Raw genomic sequence first — 17642 nt, 5'->3', positions numbered from 1 at the left:
CGCATGTCGATTGTGGCGTACGTCACGCGGGAGGATCCTCTCCGGCCATGGCAGAGAACCCCACCCCTGAGGTGCACCGTCTCAAAGCGAACTCGGTCGGTCTGGTCGGCGTCGTCTTCATGGCCGTCGCCACCGCCGCGCCGATCACGGCCATGACGGGGAACCTCCCCATCGCCGTGGGTTTCGGCAACGGTACCGGCGCGCCCGCCGGCTACCTGTTCGCGACTCTCGTCCTGACCGTCTTCTCCGTCGGCTACGTGGCCATGGCCAAGCGGATCACCGCAGCCGGGGCCTTCTACGGCTACATCTCGCACGGACTCGGCCGGATCGCCGGTATGGCCTCCGGCATGCTCGCGGTACTCGCGTACATCGTCTTCGAGGCCTCGATCGTCGGCGTCTTCGCCTACTTCACGCAGACGACGGTGGCCGACCAGCTCGGCGTGGACCTGCCGTGGATCGTGTACGCGGCGGCGATGCTCGGCGTGACCGCAGTCCTCGCGTACTTCGACATCAACCTCACCGCCAAGGCGCTCGGCGTGATGCTGATCGCCGAGATCGCGGTCCTCTTCGCCGTCGCGACCGCCGTCCTGATCTCCGGCGGCGGGCCCGACGGCATCCCGTTCGAGCCGGTCGACCCGAAGAATGCCTTCACCGGCGCGTCCGCCGGACTGGGACTCTTCTTCGCCTTCTGGTCCTGGGTCGGCTTCGAGTCGACGGCGATGTACGGCGAGGAGTCCCGCGACCCCAAGCGGGTCATCCCCCGCGCCACGCTCGTCTCCGTGATCGGCGTCGGCCTCTTCTACATCTACGTCTCCTGGATGACCATCGCGGGCAACGGGCTCTCCGGTTCCGTGGAACTGTCCTCCTCCGCCGCGCCCCTCGACCTCTTCTTCGCTCCCACCCAGGCCTTCATCGGCGCCTGGGCCGTCGACGCCTTCCAGTGGCTGCTGCTCACCGGCTCCTTCGCCTGCGGCATGGCCTTCCACCAGTGCGCCTCCCGCTACCTGTACGCCATCGGCCGCGAGGGGTTCCTCCACCCGGCGCTCGGGCGCACCCACCCCCGTCACGGCTCGCCGTACGTCGCCTCGTACGTCCAGAGCGGCATCGCGGTCGCTCTGGTCGGCGCCTTCTGGCTCACCGGCCAGGACCCGTACATCCACCTCTACACGCTGCTCGCGATCCTCGGCACCATGGCCATCCTCATCGTCCAGACCCTCTGCTCCTTCGCCGTCATCGGCTACTTCCGGGCGAACCACCCCGAGGACCGGCACTGGTTCAGGACGCTCACCGCGCCACTGCTCGGCGGCATCGGCATGATCGCCGTGGTCGTCCTGCTGGTCGTGAACATGGAGACCGCCGCCGGTCTCGCGGCCGACTCCCTCCTCTTCAAGGCCATTCCGTGGATCATCGGGACCGTCTTCCTCGGTGGCCTCGGCCTGGGCTGGTACCTCAAGGCCAGACGGCCCGAGCGCTACGAGATCATCGGCCGGATCGTCCTGGAGGACGCGACCGAGCGCGACGACGAAGCCCGGCCGGCTCCCGCCCCCACCGCCGTACCTCAGAGCTGATCCCTCACCTCTCCAGGAGCGCCCCATGGCACGCACGAATCCGATGCACCTCCTGAACCGCCTCGCCGCCGAGCACGCCGACGCCAGGCGGCTGAACCTCCCCGTCGACGCCCTGAGGGAGATGCGGTCCGACCCGATCGGCCGCCGTTCCCTCCTGAAGTACGCCGCCGCGGCCGGGATCGCCGTCTCCGCCGTCACCTCGGTCTCCCGCCCGGCCGTGGCCCGGGCGGTGACACCCGCCCGGGTCGCGGTGGTCGGCGCCGGCATCTCCGGTCTGACCGCCGCCCTCACCCTGCAGGACGCGGGCCTGAGCCCCACGCTCTACGAGGCCGACCCCGCGCGCGTCGGCGGCCGCATGTGGACCCAGCGGAGCCACTGGGCGTACGGGCAGACCTCCGAGATCGGCGGCGAACTCATCGACACCAGCCACAAGAAGATGCTGGAGCTCTGCCGCCGCTTCGACCTCCCCGTCGAGGACTTCCTCGGCGGCGGCCCCACCGGGGCCGAGGAGGTCCTCTGGTTCGGCGGCGCGTACTACCCGCGCCACCAGGCCGACGAGGACTTCAAGGCGGTGTACCAGGCGCTGCGCCGTGACCTGTCGGAAGCGGGGGAGGTCACCTGGAACCGCACCACCCCGGCCGGCACCGCGCTCGACACCATGTCGATCCACGCGTGGATCGAGTCGAGAGTGCCCGGAGGACACGCCTCGCCGCTCGGCCGCTTCATCGACGTCGCCTACAACGTCGAGTACGGCGCCGACACCACCGAACAGTCGTCGCTCGCCCTCGTCCTGCTCATGGGCTACCAGACCAATCCCGGCAACTTCAACATCTGGGGGCTGTCGAACGAGCGCTACCACATCACCGGCGGCAACGACCGGCTCCCGAAGGCGATCGCGGCAGCCCTGGCACCCGGCACCCTGCGCCACGGGTGGGCGCTGACCGCCGTACGGGCCAATGCGGACGGCACCCAGACGCTGACCTTCAGCGAGTCGGGCGCCACCCGCACCGTCGTCGCCGACCACACCGTGCTCGCCGTCCCGCTGCCGATCCTCCAGAAGCTCGATCTCACCCGGGCGGGATTCGACCCCCTGATGAAGGACCTGCTGCGGGATGCCCGGATGGGGCACTGCACCAAACTCAACATGCAGTTCGGCACCCGGCCGTGGCGCGGGACCGGCCCCTGGCCCGGTGTCTCCGCCGGAGACTGCTTCACCGACACCGACGTCCAGCAGACCTGGGACACCACCAAGGTCCAAGGCGGCACGGGAGGCATCCTCATCCAGTACGGCGGCGGCAGCCTCGCCCAGTCCCTCACGCCTGCCGGTCCGTTCTCCACCGAGTCGGACCCGTACGTACGGAACCTGGTGAACCGCCACCTGAACGGCATCGACGCCTTCTTCCCCGGCACCTCCACGGCGTACACCGGCCGCGCCCAGCTCTCCGCATGGCACCGCAACCCGTGGGCGCTCGGTGCGTACTCCTGCTGGCCCGTCGGATACCTGCACCGGTACGCGGGCTACGAGGGCACCGCCCAGGGGAACGTCCACATCGGCGGAGAGCACTGCAGTTACGACTTCCAGGGCTTCATGGAGGGCGGGGCCACCGAGGGCGAGCGGGCGGCGCGGGAGGTGATCGACGCGCTCCGCTGAGGCTCAGGCGGCGGCCGGGGTGATGTTGTGGTTGAAGCGGAAGACGTTGTCGGGGTCGTACGCGGCCTTCACGGCGGCGAGCCTTCGGTAGTTCTCTTCGCCGAAGCCCGCGACCACCCGTGCGTCACCCTCGGCGCCGATGAAGTTCAGGTACACGTCCCCGGTCGACCACGGCCGCGCGTCGGCCCGGACGTCCCGCACCCACTGGATCGCCCGCTCGTCGTCCGCCGGGTCCTCCCAGGTCGCGAACGGGTGGACGACCCAGGGCGCCGAGCGCCACGGGATCGGGTAGTCGGCGGGGCCGGCCGCCACGGCGCCACCCATCATGAACAGCACGTGCTGGGTGGCCGTCGGGGCGGGGATCAGCGCCCCGCGCGCGCAGAAGGCGTCCACGGCCTCGTCCGGGAGGGCGCGCAGGTACTCCGCCGACCAGTAGTTCCGCAGCCCCGGCGGATCGTCGAGCATGCACTGGAACTCCACGTACGGAATGTCCGTGGACATCTCGACGACGGGCTTCAGGGCGAACAGGGGCGCCGCGAAGTCACGGACCTCGGCGACGGGACCCGCGTACGAGAGCAGAGCGCCGCAGAGCAGCTCGCCGACGAGGTGCTCGGGGATGAAGGGCTCCGGGGGCGCGGGGAGGTAGATGATCCCGCCGCCCGCCTCGTCGGGGGCGCGGTCCGCCAGGTCCCGGAAGGTGCGCACCGCCTCGGGCGCCTGCTCGGGCAGGAAGAACAGCATCGCGAAGCTCATCTCCGGCAGCTCGTGCAGCCGCAGGGTGAGCGAGGTCGCCACGCCGAAGTTCCCGCCGCCGCCGTGCAGCGCCCAGAACAGCTCGGGGTTCTCCTCCGCGTCCGTGTGCACGTGCTTGCCCTCGGCGGTGACCAGCTCGGCGGCGAGGAGGTTGTCGCAGGCGAGCCCGAACTTCCGCTCCAGCCAGCCCGATCCGCCGCCCAGGGTGAAGCCGCCCACGCCCGTGGTGGAGACCCGGCCGCCGGTGGTGGCCAGGTGGAAGGGCTGGGTCGCGTGGTCCAGGTGGCTCATGGTCGCCCCGCCCTCGACCCGTACCGTCATGTGCTCGGGGTCGGCGACGACCGCGTGCATCCGGCGCAGATCGATCACGAGACCGTCGTCCACGACGGAGGATCCGGCGACGCTGTGTCCGCCGCCGCGCACGGCGACGGACAGCCCGGTCTCCCTGCCGAAGAGGACCGCGTTGGAGACGTCCTCCGCGGTCGCGCACTGGGCGATGACGGCGGGACGCCGGTCGATCATTCCGTTGTGGATGGTCCGCGCCTCGTCGTAGCCGGGATCGCCGGGTACGTACACCTCGCCCGCCAGATCCTCACGGAGTCCGGCGAGAGCGCTGTCCGGGACGTGGTTACGGGGAGCCATGGCGCCCCCCTTTCCGAGGGGGGACAGGTACCTTTCAGCGTATTCCGGGGTGCGCTCTCCCGCGCCTCAGCCGCCGTACGCGCCGCTCGCCGTCAGCCGCAGTGCCGTGTCGATCAGCGGCACGTGGCTGAAGGCCTGCGGGAAGTTCCCCACCTGCCGCTGCAGCCGCGAGTCCCACTCCTCGGCGAGGAGTCCCAGGTCGTTGCGGAGCGCGAGCAGCCGCTCGAAGAGCTTGCGGGCCTCGTCGACCCGTCCGATCATCGCCAGGTCGTCGGCGAGCCAGAACGAACAGGCCAGGAACGCGCCCTCGTCGCCCTCCAGGCCGTCCACGCCGGCGTCCTCGCCCGCGGTCGGGTAGCGCAGCACGAAGCCGTCCTCGGTGGACAGCTCCCGCTGGATCGCCTCGATCGTGCCGATGACCCGCTTGTCGTCCGGCGGGAGGAAGCCCATCTGCGGAATGAGCAGCAGCGAGGCGTCCAGCTCCTTGGAGCCGTACGACTGCGTGAACGTGTTCCGCTCCTTGTCGTAGCCCTTCTCGCACACGTCCCGGTGGATCTCGTCGCGCAGCTCGCGCCAGCGCTCCAGCGGGCCGTCCGCGTCCCCGGACTCGATGAGCTTGATCGTGCGGTCGACCGCCACCCAGGCCATCACCTTGGAGTGCACGAAGTGCCGGCGCGGCCCGCGCACCTCCCAGATGCCCTCGTCGGGCTGGTCCCAGTGCGTCTCCAGGTAGCGGATCAGCTTGAGCTGGAGGAGCGAGGCGTAGTCGTTGCGGGAGAGCCCCGTCATGTGGGCCAGGTGCAGGGCCTCGGTGACCTCGCCGTACACGTCCAGCTGGAGCTGGTTGGCCGCTCCGTTGCCGACCCGGACCGGGCCGGAGTTCTCGTACCCCGGCAGCCAGTCCAGCTCGGCCTCGCCGAGCTCGCGCTCGCCCGCGATCCCGTACATGATCTGCAGGTTCTCCGGGTCGCCCGCGACCGCCCTGAGCAGCCAGTCCCGCCAGGCGCGGGCCTCCTCGCGGTAGCCGGTGCGCAGCATCGACGACAGCGTGATCGCCGCGTCGCGCAGCCAGGTGTAGCGGTAGTCCCAGTTCCGGACGCCGCCGATCTCCTCCGGCAGGGAGGTCGTCGGCGCGGCGACGATGCCGCCGGTCGGGGCGTAGGTCAGCGCCTTCAGCGTGATCAGCGAGCGGACCACGGCCTCGCGGTACGGCCCGTGGTACGTGCAGTGCTCCACCCACTCCCGCCAGAAGTCCTCGGTGGCCTCCAGCGAGCCCTCCGGGTCCGGCAGGGCGGGCGCCTCCTTGTGCGAGGGCTGCCAGCTGATGGTGAAGGTGATCCGGTCGCCGGGCGTGACGGTGAAGTCCGAGTACGTCGTGAGGTCCTGGCCGTGCGTCTCGGCGTCCGTGTCGAGCCAGACCGAGTCGGGGCCCGCGACGGCGACCGTACGCTCCCCGACCTTGTGCACCCACGGCACCACCCGTCCGTAGCTGAACCGCATCCGCAGCGCGGAGTGCATCGGCACCCGGCCCGAGACGCCCTCCACGATCCGGATCAGCTGCGGCGCGCCGTCACGCGGGGGCATGAAGTCGGTCACCCGGACCGTGCCGCGCGGGGTGTCCCACTCGGACTCGAGGATGAGCGAGTCGCCGCGGTAGCGCCGGCGGTCGGCGGGCGGCGGGGGAGCGCCCTCGGGACCGGCGGGACCGACCCGCCAGAATCCGTGCTCCTCCGTGCCGAGGAGCCCGGCGAAGACGGCATGCGAGTCGAAGCGGGGCAGGCAGAGCCAGTCGACACTGCCGTCCCGGCAGACCAGGGCGGCGGTCTGCATGTCTCCGATGAGTGCGTAATCCTCGATGCGCCCGGCCACGTGCTCTCTCCAGATCGAACGGCCACGTCCGCCCCGCAGGGCGCTTGCTACAGGTCAGCGGTCAGGTCGGCGGTCAACTGATCGTTGACGCTCGGCGGCGAGTGTCCGAGCAGGATACGACGCATCGGGTTGCGTTCTCGTCACGTCGTGGCTCCGATCGGGTGAGCAGGGCTTGACGCCGCGAGAGCCCGGCGCCGGGGACGCGCACCCGGGGGGCGCGTCGCCATCCGTGTGCACTCGACTGCCCCGTGTGGCCGGAAGCAGTCTCCCGATGTCGCTGATACCCTGGTACCCCGTGGACCGGTGGGAAACGGCGACAGCCGAGCCCCCGCAACCGCAGCGACGGCACCCCCCGATTCTTCCGGAGGGCACGCCGGAACGCACCTCCAGAACGCGACCACGGGAGCCCCCTCTTGGCGATGCCGCCCAAAACCACGACGACCAAGCACATCTTCGTCACCGGGGGTGTCGCCTCCTCCCTCGGCAAGGGCCTGACCGCCTCCAGCCTGGGTGCGCTCCTCAAGGCGCGGGGCCTGCGGGTCACGATGCAGAAGCTCGACCCGTACCTGAACGTCGACCCCGGCACGATGAACCCGTTCCAGCACGGCGAGGTGTTCGTCACCAACGACGGCGCCGAGACCGACCTGGACATCGGCCACTACGAGCGCTTCCTCGACGTCGACCTCGACGGCTCGGCCAACGTCACCACCGGCCAGGTCTACTCGCAGGTCATCGCCAAGGAGCGGCGCGGCGAGTACCTCGGCGACACCGTCCAGGTCATCCCGCACATCACCAACGAGATCAAGTCGCGGATCCGCCGCATGGCGACCGACGACGTCGACGTGGTCATCACCGAGGTCGGCGGCACCGTCGGCGACATCGAGTCGCTGCCGTTCCTGGAGACCGTCCGTCAGGTCCGCCACGAGGTCGGCCGCGACAACGTCTTCGTCGTGCACATCTCGCTGCTCCCCTACATCGGCCCCTCCGGTGAGCTGAAGACCAAGCCGACCCAGCACTCCGTCGCCGCGCTGCGCAACATCGGTATCCAGCCGGACGCCATCGTGCTGCGCGCCGACCGTGAGGTCCCCACGGCCATCAAGCGCAAGATCTCGCTGATGTGCGACGTCGACGAGGCCGCCGTCGTGGCCGCCATCGACGCCAAGTCGATCTACGACATCCCGAAGGTCCTGCACACCGAGGGTCTGGACGCCTACGTCGTGCGCAAGCTCGACCTGCCGTTCCGCGACGTGGACTGGACGACGTGGGACGACCTGCTGGACCGCGTCCACAACCCGGAGCACGAGGTCACCGTCGCGCTCGTCGGCAAGTACATCGACCTGCCCGACGCGTACCTCTCGATCACCGAGGCCATGCGTGCCGGTGGCTTCGCCAACAAGGCGCGGGTCAAGGTCAAGTGGGTCACCTCCGACGACTGCAAGACCGCGGCCGGCGCGAAGAAGCAGCTCGGTGACGTCGACGCCATCCTGATCCCCGGCGGCTTCGGCGACCGCGGTGTCAACGGCAAGATCGGCGCGATCCAGTACGCCCGTGAGAACAAGGTGCCGCTGCTCGGCATCTGCCTGGGCCTGCAGTGCATCGTGATCGAGGCCGCCCGGAACCTGGCCGACATCCCGGACGCCAACTCCACGGAGTTCGACGCGGCGACCGCCCACCCGGTCATCTCGACCATGGAGGAGCAGCTGGCGTACGTCGAGGGCGCCGGCGACCTCGGCGGAACGATGCGTCTGGGCCTGTACCCGGCGAAGCTCGCCGAGGGCTCCATCGTGCGCGAGGTCTACGACGACCAGCCGTACGTGGACGAGCGCCACCGCCACCGCTACGAGGTCAACAACGCGTACCGCGCCGAGCTGGAGAAGAAGGCCGGTCTGGTCTTCTCCGGCACCTCCCCGGACAACAAGCTCGTCGAGTACGTCGAGTACCCGCGCGAGGTTCACCCGTACCTGGTCGCGACCCAGGCCCACCCGGAGCTGCGCTCGCGTCCGACGCGTCCGCACCCGCTCTTCGCGGGCCTGGTCAAGGCCGCTGTCGAGCGCAAGACGGCCAAGTAGTACGAGGAGTTAACGTTGCCGGGGTACAGGTCCTTCACCGGGCCGGTACCCCGGCTTTCGTATGTGGTTCGTGTGGGAGGACGCAGATGGAGTTGCAGGACACCCCGGAGGAGTGGCGGGTCGTCGCGACGACGACCCCGTTCCAGGGAAACAAGACGAGTGTCCGCACGGACGACGTGGTCATGCCCGACGGCACGGTCGCGCGCCGCGACTACCAGGTCCACCCCGGTTCGGTGGCGGTCGTCGCCCTCGACGACCAGGACCGGGTGCTGCTGGTGAAGCAGTACCGGCACCCCGTACGGCAGAAGCTCTGGGAGATCCCGGCCGGCCTCCTCGACGTGCCGGGGGAGAACCCGCTGCACGCCGCCCAGCGCGAGCTGTACGAGGAGGCGCACGTCAAGGCCGAGGACTGGCGGGTCCTGACCGACGTCTACACGACGCCGGGCGGCTGCGACGAGGCGGTACGGATCTTCCTCGCGCGGGACCTCTCGGAGGCGCAGGGCGACCGATTCGACGTCTCCGACGAGGAGGCCGACATGGAGCTGGCCCGGGTTCCGCTCGCGGACCTGGTCCGGGGCGCGCTGGCGGGCGATCTGCACAACAACTGCCTGGTCGTGGGTGTGCTTTCGCTTGTGGCGGCGCGGGCGGGGGAGGGCGTCGAGGCCCTGCGCCCGGCGACCGCGCCGTGGCCGGCGAGGCCGTTCGAGGCGTAGGGGTCCTGCGCCCGGCGATCGCCCACACGGGGGACCGGGAGGGGTGCGGTGTGAACATCCGCTGATCCGATCGGGGGATTGTTCCGCCGCGCTCCGCCAAGGACCCCTCACGGCCTGAACTACGCTCGGGATCGCCCGTGCGGAGACCCCCGCGGGATCGGCTCGTGCGCAGGTGGACGGGAGCGTGGCCCGTGACGGATCAGGCGGTGGCAGCGGGCGGGGTGCGGAACTTCTACGGCCGTCAGCGGGAGTTGAAGGCCCTGCGCGCCGACATCGAACGGACCGGACTCGACACCCTCGCGGGCCACAAGGCCCCCCGCGCGCGCGTCCTTCTGATCGCCGGACGACCCGGCTCCGGCCGGACGAGGCTCGCCGAGGAACTGGTCACGGGGCTCGGCACCGCCTACCCCGACGGCGTGCTCCGCGCCCGGCTCACCGAACCCGGCGGCGACCCCGTCCCCACCGCGCGCGTCGCCCAGGGCCTGCTCCAGGACCTGGGCGTCGCCGAGCCGCCCGGCGCCGGGGAGGACGAGCTGACCGGACTGGTCCGCGAGGCCCTCTCCGCGCGGACCGGTGTCCTCGTCCTCGACGACTGCGTCGACGCCGAGCAGGTCGACCCGCTGATCCCCGACAACCCCGACGCGCTCGTCGTCGCCGTCGCCAGGGGACCGCTCACCGGAATCCCCGACGTCCGGCCCTGCACTCTCGGCGGCCTCGATCCCAAGTCGGCGATCGAGCTGCTCACCGCCTTCACCGGCTCCGTCCGCGTGACGGTCGACCCGCAGGCCGCCGAGACCCTCGTCGAGGAGTGCGGCGGCCAGCCGTCCGCCGTCGTCCTCGCCGGCGGCTGGCTCGGCGCCCGCCCCAAGGCCTCCGTCGCCGACCTCGCCAAGCGGCTGCGCGCCCTCGCCGGCGACCCGCTCTCCCGCGCGTTCCAGCTGGTCCACGAGTCCCTGGCCCCGCCGGCCGCCCGGATACTGCGATTCCTCTGCCTCGCCCCGCTCGGCCGCGCCGACGCCCACACCGCCTCCGCCCTGGCAGGGTGCTCCGTCTCGGCGGCCGCGAGCACCCTGGCCGGTTTCGTCGCGCTGGGTCTCGCCGCCGAGGGCGAGGACGGTCAGTACGAGGTGCCCGGGCACCTCGTCCCCCTTCTGCGTGAACAGATGGAGGAGCGCGACCGCCCCGCCGAGGTGCAGCTCGCCCGGGCCCGGATGCTGGAGCGCACCGTACGGCTCCTCCAGTCCTGCCGCGCGGTCACCGAGCCGGAGGGCTCCGTCGCCCGCAAGAAGCTCGCCGGACTTCCCCGCGCCCTGCGCTTCACCGGCGTGCCCGCCGCCGCCGAATGGCTGGAGAGCCGCCGGCCGGTGCTGCTCGCCTCCGCCCGGCTCGCCGTCGCCGACGGAGAGCTCGACACCCTGGCCCGCCGGCTCGTCGCCGCCCTGGTCAGGGCCGAGACGGCGCACCGCGGTGCCGAGGCCGCGGCGCCCGTCCTCTACGGCCTGCACCGACTCGTCCTGGACGTGGCCGAGCGGCGCGGACTGCACCGGGAGCGGGCCGCGGCCCTGTTGAACATGGCCGACCTCGACGCCGGGACCGGGCGCACCCGGGACGCCCTGACCCGCTACCGGGCCGCCCTGGACGCCGGCCGGGCCGCCGACGACCCGTACGCGATCGGTCGCGCGATGGAATCCGTAGGGGGTTCGTACCAGGAACTGGGGGACTGGCATCGGGCCGGGGACTGGTACGGCCGGGCCCTCGCCCAGCGCCTCGCCCGCGACGAGCGGGCCGACCAGGCCCGGCTCTACGCACGGCTCGGCACCGTCCAGACCTATGCGGGCCGCTACGGCGAGGCCCTGCGGAACTGGCGCGCCGCCGCGGCGGCCTACCGGCGCCTCGCGGATCTCCCCGGTCACGCGCGGGCGTTGAGCGAGGCGGCCCGGGTCCAGGAGTACGCCGGGCGGCCCGAGGAGTCCCTGCGGACCTGCGAGGAGGCGGTCGAGTGGGCGCGGCGGGCCAGGGACGTACGGCTCCAGGCGGCGCTGCAGCTCCGGCTCGCCGACACCCTCGACCGGCTCGGCGACCCCGCAGCGGCCCGTTTGCACCGGTCCGCGGCCGAAAGGCTCCTTGGAAGCGAGACTTCCGCCTACGAAATCCGTAGTGCTTCCAGTGAAGATTAATGCTTTGCAAGGCTAGACACGGGGAACTCCTTCATTAGACTGGGTGCGCCGCGATCGACCGCGGTCTGTCCCGGTGCGCGGTAGTGCATCCGGGTATGTATCGCAGTGCACCCCCGTTTCCCTCCCCTGATTCAAGGACCGTGATCGACGATGAAGGTCGGCATCCCCCGCGAGGTCAAGAACAACGAGTTCCGCGTGGCCATCACCCCCGCCGGTGTCCACGAGCTCGTCCGCAACGGCCACCAGGTCTTCGTCGAGCAGAACGCCGGTGTGGGCTCCTCGATCACGGACGAGGAGTACGTCTCCGCCGGTGCGCAGATCCTTCCCACCGCGGACGAGGTCTGGGCCACGGCCGACCTGCTCCTGAAGGTCAAGGAGCCCATCGCCGAGGAGTACCACCGCCTCCGCAAGGACCAGACCCTCTTCACGTACCTGCACCTCGCCGCCTCCCGCGAGTGCACGGACGCGCTGCTGGAGTCCGGCACCACCGCCATCGCCTACGAGACCGTCGAGACCGCGAACCGCGCCCTGCCGCTGCTCGCCCCGATGTCCGAGGTCGCGGGCCGCCTGGCCCCGCAGGTCGGCGCCTACCACCTGATGCGCTCGGTCGGCGGCCGTGGCGTGCTCCCCGGCGGCGTCCCCGGCACCCACGCCGGCGAGTGCGTCGTCATCGGCGGCGGCGTCTCCGGCTGGAACGCCACCCAGATCGCCGTCGGCATGGGCTTCCACGTGACCCTGCTCGACCGTGACATCAACAAGCTCCGCGAGGCCGACAAGATCTTCGGCACCAAGGTGAAGACGATCGTCTCCAACGCCTTCGAGCTGGAGAAGGCAGTCGTCGAGGCCGACCTCGTCATCGGCGCCGTCCTCATCCCGGGCGCCAAGGCCCCGAAGCTGGTCACCAACGAGCTCGTCGCCAAGATGAAGCCCGGAAGTGTCCTTGTCGACATCGCGATCGACCAGGGCGGCTGCTTCGAGGACTCGCACCCGACCACCCACGCCGAGCCGACCTTCCAGGTCCACAACTCGGTCTTCTACTGCGTCGCCAACATGCCGGGCGCGGTGCCGAACACCTCCACCTACGCCCTGACCAACGCCACGCTGCCGTACATCGTGTCGCTGGCGAACAACGGCTGGGTCGAGGCGCTGCGCCGCGACGCCGCCCTGGGTCTGGGTCTCAACACCCATGACGGCAAGGTGGTTTACAAGGAGGTCGCCGAGGCGCACGGCCTCGAGCACGTCGAGCTGGCGAGCCTCCTGGGCTGAGCTCCTTAGACGTTGCGTCAACCGGCGCCGTCAACCTCACGCATCCGGCCACTTCCGGGGCGCCGAGCAACTCGCCTCGAACGTAACCCTTTAACCGTTTCGCACACCCCCGAAACGTGTGGATGCATGGCTGCGCACCCTTGACAGAGACGTGTTCGGTTGCCGACACATCGGGCCGGGTCCGGCGGATTGTGTTGCTGCGGAGCGGTGACACGCCATAGAGTCGCCAACCGTCGGCATGGTGCCACGCTGACCTATCGATAAATGTTCCTGGTCACATCCAAGGAGGTAAGACGACTTGTGAATGAGTCGACATTTACTCCCGGGGGCGGACAGCCAGGAATCCCTGTCGGCTCCGTCGCTGTCCGCACCTTCGCGACCAACGCGACGCATCAGCCCATGACGACAGCCCACACGATGAAGATGATGGACGGCCTACACGTGAACGCCACGGCCGGCAACGAGAGTGGCCGAGAGTCCACCCACTTCGCCGCCTACGACGAGGTGCCCGAGGGGCACTTCTACGACCCCGACGCCGAGTACGAGCCCGACCCGGAGTACGCGGCCACCCTCGCACCCGACGCTGCCCGTCAGCGCCGCGAGCGGATCGGCCCGACCGGACGGCCCCTGCCGTACTTCCCGATCCCGGGTCCGCTGACCGATCACGGACCCGCGAAGATCATCGCGATGTGCAACCAGAAGGGCGGCGTCGGCAAGACCACGTCGACCATCAACCTGGGTGCGGCACTCGCGGAGTACGGACGGCGGGTGCTGCTCGTCGACTTCGACCCGCAGGGAGCCCTGTCGGTCGGTCTCGGCGTGAACCCGATGGAGCTCGACCTCACCGTCTACAACCTGCTCATGGAGCGGGGCATGTCGGCGGACGAGGTACTGCTCAAGACCGCCGTGCCCAACATGGACCTCCTGCCGAGCAACATCGACCTCTCGGCGGCCGAGGTGCAGTTGGTCAGCGAGGTGGCCCGCGAGTCGACGCTGCAGCGCGCCCTGAAGCCGCTGATGAACGACTACGACTACATCGTGATCGACTGTCAGCCCTCGCTCGGCCTGCTGACCGTGAACGCCCTGACGGCGGCTCACAAGGTCATCGTGCCGCTGGAATGCGAGTTCTTCGCGCTGCGCGGTGTGGCCCTGCTGACCGAGACGATCGAGAAGGTCCAGGAGCGGCTCAACCCGGAGCTGGAGCTCGACGGCATCCTCGCCACGATGTACGACTCCCGTACGGTGCACAGCCGCGAGGTCCTGGCGCGGGTGGTCGAGGCCTTCGACGACCACGTCTACCACACCGTCATCGGCCGTACCGTGCGCTTCCCGGAGACCACGGTCGCCGGTGAGCCGATCACGACGTACGCGTCGAACTCGGTGGGTGCCGCCGCCTATCGCCAGCTCGCCAGGGAGGTGCTCGCCCGGTGTCACGCCGAGTGAGTCTGCCCGGCGCCGACGAACTGTTCCGTACGACCGGGGGGATGGCGCTGCAGTCCTCCTCGCCCCGTGGCCGCGTGCCGGCTCCGGCGGGCGAGAGCGACACGGAGGCGGCGGAGGGCTCGGCCGCGGGCTCCGGCTCCGGCGCGGTCTCCGCCGAGCACTCGGCGGCGCAGCCCGCGGAGCAGACGGAGCCGCGGGCCCGTGCGACGGAGCCCGCGTCGGCGCCGTCCGCGGCCGCCCCGGGTCCGGCGGCGGCCCCCGCTCCGGCCCGCCGGCGCGGCCGGTCGCCGAACCGGCGGCCCAGCGGGCGTGAGCGGCACGACGAGAAGATCACGGTCTACGTCTCCGCCGAGGAGCTGATGGACCTGGAGCACGCCCGCCTGGTGCTCCGGGGTGAGCACGGACTGGCCGTGGACCGCGGCCGGATCGTCCGCGAGGCGGTCGCGGTGGTCCTGGCGGACCTGGAGTCCCGGGGCGACGCGAGCATCCTCGTGCGCCGCCTGCGCGGCCGCTGAGGGTAGCCTGCGGGCTGCACGCCCCCCTTGCCCTCCCTGGACCCCGATGCCGCCACCCCCTGCCGAAACGTCCCGCCCCTCGCACCGCCGCGCCCTCGGCCGTGGCCCGGGCACGTCCACGCCCACGCCCACGTCGGGAACCCCGGGGGACCAGGCCCCCACGGCCACGCCGGAGGGCGGGACACCCCCGGCACCGCCCCGGACGTACGAGAGCGACCCCGCCGAGGCGCCCACCTCCGGGACGTCATCCGCAGACGCCGGCCTGGCGCCCGCCGGCCTGGCGCCCGCCGGTCTGGCGCCCGCCGGTCTCGGGGCGCTCCCCGACCCCGGTTCGGCCTCCGAGCCAGGGGTGACCGCGGAGCCCGGCACGGCGCCCACCGCGCCTCGCGTACCCGCTGCCACCACGGGGCCGGACGCCCCCGGGCCCGACGCCCGCGGGCCCGTCGCGGAAGACGGGCGCTTCACCGTTCGGCTGGCGAACTTCGAGGGGCCCTTCGACCTTCTCCTCCAGCTCATCTCCAAGCACAAGCTCGACGTCACCGAAGTCGCCCTCTCCAAGGTCACCGACGAGTTCATGGCGCACATCCGCGCCATGGGGCCCGACTGGGATCTCGATCAGACCACCGAGTTCCTCGTCGTCGCCGCCACGCTGCTCGACCTCAAGGCCGCCCGGCTGCTGCCCGCCGCCGAGGTGGAGGACGAGGCCGATCTCGCGCTCCTGGAGGCGCGGGACCTGCTCTTCGCGCGGCTCCTGCAGTACCGCGCGTACAAGCAGATCGCCGAGATCTTCAACGAGCGGTGGGAGACGGAGGGGCGCCGGCACCCCCGGACCGTCGGTCTGGAGGCCCACCACGCCGAGCTGCTCCCCGAGGTCGTCATCTCCATCGGCGCCGAGGGCTTCGCCAGGCTCGCCGTGAAGGCCATGCAGCCCAAGGCCAAGCCGCAGGTGTACGTCGACCACATCCACGCCCCCCTCGTCAGCGTCCGCGAACAGGCCGGCATCGTCGTCGCCCTCCTGCGGGAGCGCGGGAGCGTCAGCTTCCGTGAGCTCGCCGACGGCGCCGACGACACCCTCACCGTCGTCGCCCGCTTCCTCGCCCTCCTGGAGCTCTACCGGGAGAAGGCCGTCGCCCTCGACCAGGACGACGCCCTCGGCGAGCTGACCGTCACCTGGACGGGCGGCGACCAGGAGACCCAGGTCACCGACGAGTTCGATCAACCCGTGGAGGAGAAGGCATGAGCGACCTCAAGCCCGCCCTCGAAGCCGTCCTCATGGTCGTCGACGAGCCGGCCACCGAGGCCCATCTCGCCAAGGTCCTGGAACGCACCCCGCGCGAGGTCGCCGACGCCCTGCGCGAGCTCGCCGACGAGTACACCGTCCAGGGCCGCGGCTTCGAGCTGCGCCTCGTCGCCGGCGGCTGGCGCTTCTACTCCCGCCCCGAGCACGCCGCCGCGGTCGAGGCCTTCGTCCTCGACGGACAGCAGGCCCGCCTCACCCAGGCGGCCCTGGAGACCCTCGCCGTCGTCGCGTACCGCCAGCCCGTCAGCCGCTCCCGGGTCTCCGCGGTCCGCGGAGTGAACTGCGACGGCGTCATGCGCACCCTCCTCCAGCGCGGTCTCGTGGAGGAGGCGGGCGCGGAACCCGAAACAGGTGCGATCCTGTACAGGACGACGAACTACTTCCTGGAGCGGATGGGCCTGCGTGGCCTCGACGAGCTCCCGGAGCTCGCGCCCTTCCTCCCCGAGGCGGACGCGATCGAGGCGGAGACGCTGGAAGGGGTCCCGTCGTTCGATCCGGACCTTCCGGATCGCGAAGACGCAGACGACAAGACGACGGACATTTGATGCGAAGCAGCAGCGGCAGGAACAGCGGAAACAACGGCGGGAGCCGTGGTGGCAACAGCGGTGGCCGCGGCAATTACCGGGGCGCCGGCAACAGCCGTGACGACCGGCAGGGCGGCGGCAGCGGCGGCGGCGGTCGCCCCCGCAACCCGCGCCCCGAGGAGCGCAAGTACGACGTGGGCGGCTCCGGCGGCCCCTCCGACGGCCCCAAGAAGGGCCGTGGCGCCGCCGCCCGCGGTGGTGCCAAGGGCGGTCCGAAGCAGTCGCCGCAGCGCGGTGGCGGCCGTACGGCCCCGGCGCGCTCGCGCGAGTACGACGCCCGTACCGAGGAGCGCAACCGGGAGCGGTACGCCAACAAGCCGCAGGTGAAGACCCCCAAGACCTTCCCCGGCGCCGAGCAGGAGGGCGAGCGGCTGCAGAAGGTGCTCGCCCGCGCCGGCATGGGCTCGCGCCGTGCGTGCGAGGAGCTGATCGAGCAGGCCCGGGTCGAGGTCAACGGCGAGATCGTGCTCGAGCAGGGCATGCGCGTGGACCCGGAGAAGGACGAGATCAAAGTCGACGGCCTGACCGTCGCGACCCAGTCGTACCTGTTCTTCGCGCTGAACAAGCCGGCCGGTGTCGTCTCCACGATGGAGGACCCCGACGGCCGCCAGTGCCTCGGCGACTACGTCACCAACCGCGAGACCCGGCTCTTCCACGTCGGCCGGCTCGACACGGAGACCGAGGGCATCATCCTCCTCACCAACCACGGTGAGCTGGCCCACCGCCTCACGCACCCGAAGTACGGCGTGAAGAAGACCTACCTGGCCGCCATCACCGGCCCGCTGCCCCGCGAGGTCGGCCGGATGCTCAAGGACGGCATCCAGCTGGAGGACGGCTACGCCCGCGCCGACCACTTCCGGGTCGTCGAGCAGACCGGCAAGAACTACCTGGTCGAGGTCACGCTGCACGAGGGCCGCAAGCACATCGTGCGCCGCATGCTCGCCGAGGCCGGCTTCCCGGTCGAGAAGCTCGTCCGCACCGCTTTCGGCCCGATCGGTCTCGGCGACCAGAAGTCGGGCTGGCTGCGCCGTCTGACCAACACCGAGGTCGGCATGCTGATGAAGGAAGTCGGCATGTAGTCCCGTCGCCGTA

Annotated in this window: 13 protein-coding genes; 11 read left to right on the top strand and 2 right to left on the bottom strand. The window is 71.0% G+C overall.

What is annotated here, in order from left to right; all coding sequences use genetic code 11:
- Positions 1 to 47 precede the first annotated feature (47 nt).
- Positions 48 to 1568, top strand: a complete 1521-nt coding sequence (locus tag ACFVGW_RS32295; protein ID WP_383571472.1) for an APC family permease — start codon at positions 48 to 50, stop codon at positions 1566 to 1568.
- Positions 1569 to 1593: 25 nt separating this feature from the next.
- A complete protein-coding gene (locus ACFVGW_RS32290) occupies positions 1594 to 3219 on the top strand; it encodes a flavin monoamine oxidase family protein (protein WP_385854435.1) in 1626 nt (541 codons plus the stop codon).
- A 3-nt stretch (positions 3220 to 3222) separates the two neighbouring features.
- On the opposite strand, the gene ACFVGW_RS32285 is transcribed toward ACFVGW_RS32290, so the two are convergent.
- Both ACFVGW_RS32285 and ACFVGW_RS32280 read right to left on the bottom strand, forming a co-directional pair.
- A complete protein-coding gene (locus ACFVGW_RS32285) occupies positions 3223 to 4614 on the bottom strand; it encodes an FAD-binding oxidoreductase (RefSeq protein WP_385854434.1) in 1392 nt (463 codons plus the stop codon).
- A gap of 66 nt (positions 4615 to 4680) precedes the next feature.
- A complete protein-coding gene (locus ACFVGW_RS32280) occupies positions 4681 to 6483 on the bottom strand; it encodes a glycoside hydrolase family 15 protein (RefSeq protein WP_352191664.1) in 1803 nt (600 codons plus the stop codon).
- Between the two features lie 419 nt (positions 6484 to 6902).
- Here ACFVGW_RS32280 and ACFVGW_RS32275 point away from each other — a divergent pair, with 419 nt between their 5' ends.
- The 9 genes from ACFVGW_RS32275 (at position 6903) to ACFVGW_RS32235 (ending at position 17629) form a co-directional block, all read left to right on the top strand.
- A complete protein-coding gene (locus ACFVGW_RS32275; RefSeq protein ID WP_352191663.1) occupies positions 6903 to 8552 on the top strand; it encodes a CTP synthase in 1650 nt (549 codons plus the stop codon).
- Positions 8553 to 8638: 86 nt separating this feature from the next.
- Positions 8639 to 9265, top strand: coding sequence for an NUDIX domain-containing protein (locus ACFVGW_RS32270; RefSeq protein WP_385854433.1), 627 nt, complete (start codon positions 8639 to 8641; stop codon positions 9263 to 9265).
- Between the two features lie 191 nt (positions 9266 to 9456).
- Positions 9457 to 11442 carry a tetratricopeptide repeat protein gene (locus tag ACFVGW_RS32265; RefSeq protein WP_385854432.1) on the top strand — a complete coding sequence of 662 codons (1986 nt, stop codon included), beginning with the start codon at positions 9457 to 9459 and terminating at the stop codon, positions 11440 to 11442.
- Positions 11443 to 11592: 150 nt separating this feature from the next.
- Positions 11593 to 12708, top strand: coding sequence for an alanine dehydrogenase (ald, locus tag ACFVGW_RS32260; protein WP_352191660.1), 1116 nt, complete (start codon positions 11593 to 11595; stop codon positions 12706 to 12708).
- A 399-nt stretch (positions 12709 to 13107) separates the two neighbouring features.
- Complete coding sequence (locus ACFVGW_RS32255) at positions 13108 to 14151, top strand: ParA family protein (RefSeq protein WP_229818740.1); 1044 nt, start codon at positions 13108 to 13110, stop codon at positions 14149 to 14151.
- The gene (locus ACFVGW_RS32250; RefSeq protein WP_385854449.1) at positions 14148 to 14666 is read left to right on the top strand and encodes a hypothetical protein; all 519 of its coding nucleotides are present in this window, start codon (positions 14148 to 14150) and stop codon (positions 14664 to 14666) included. Before ACFVGW_RS32255 ends, ACFVGW_RS32250 begins: the two co-directional genes overlap by 4 nt.
- Positions 14667 to 14712: 46 nt before the next feature.
- Positions 14713 to 15906 (top strand): segregation/condensation protein A, encoded by a 1194-nt coding sequence (locus ACFVGW_RS32245; RefSeq protein ID WP_385854431.1) that lies wholly within the window; start codon positions 14713 to 14715, stop codon positions 15904 to 15906.
- Positions 15903 to 16511 (top strand): SMC-Scp complex subunit ScpB, encoded by a 609-nt coding sequence (scpB, locus tag ACFVGW_RS32240; protein WP_361765382.1) that lies wholly within the window; start codon positions 15903 to 15905, stop codon positions 16509 to 16511. The genes ACFVGW_RS32245 and scpB overlap by 4 nt, the downstream gene beginning before the upstream one ends.
- Complete coding sequence (locus tag ACFVGW_RS32235) at positions 16511 to 17629, top strand: pseudouridine synthase (protein ID WP_385854430.1); 1119 nt, start codon at positions 16511 to 16513, stop codon at positions 17627 to 17629. Before scpB ends, ACFVGW_RS32235 begins: the two co-directional genes overlap by 1 nt.
- Positions 17630 to 17642 lie beyond the last annotated feature (13 nt).

Origin of the sequence: Streptomyces sp. NPDC127129, assembly GCF_042671585.1 — a bacterium.
Lineage (GTDB): Bacteria > Actinomycetota > Actinomycetes > Streptomycetales > Streptomycetaceae > Streptomyces.
This window is presented reverse-complemented; position numbering and strand designations above follow the sequence as displayed.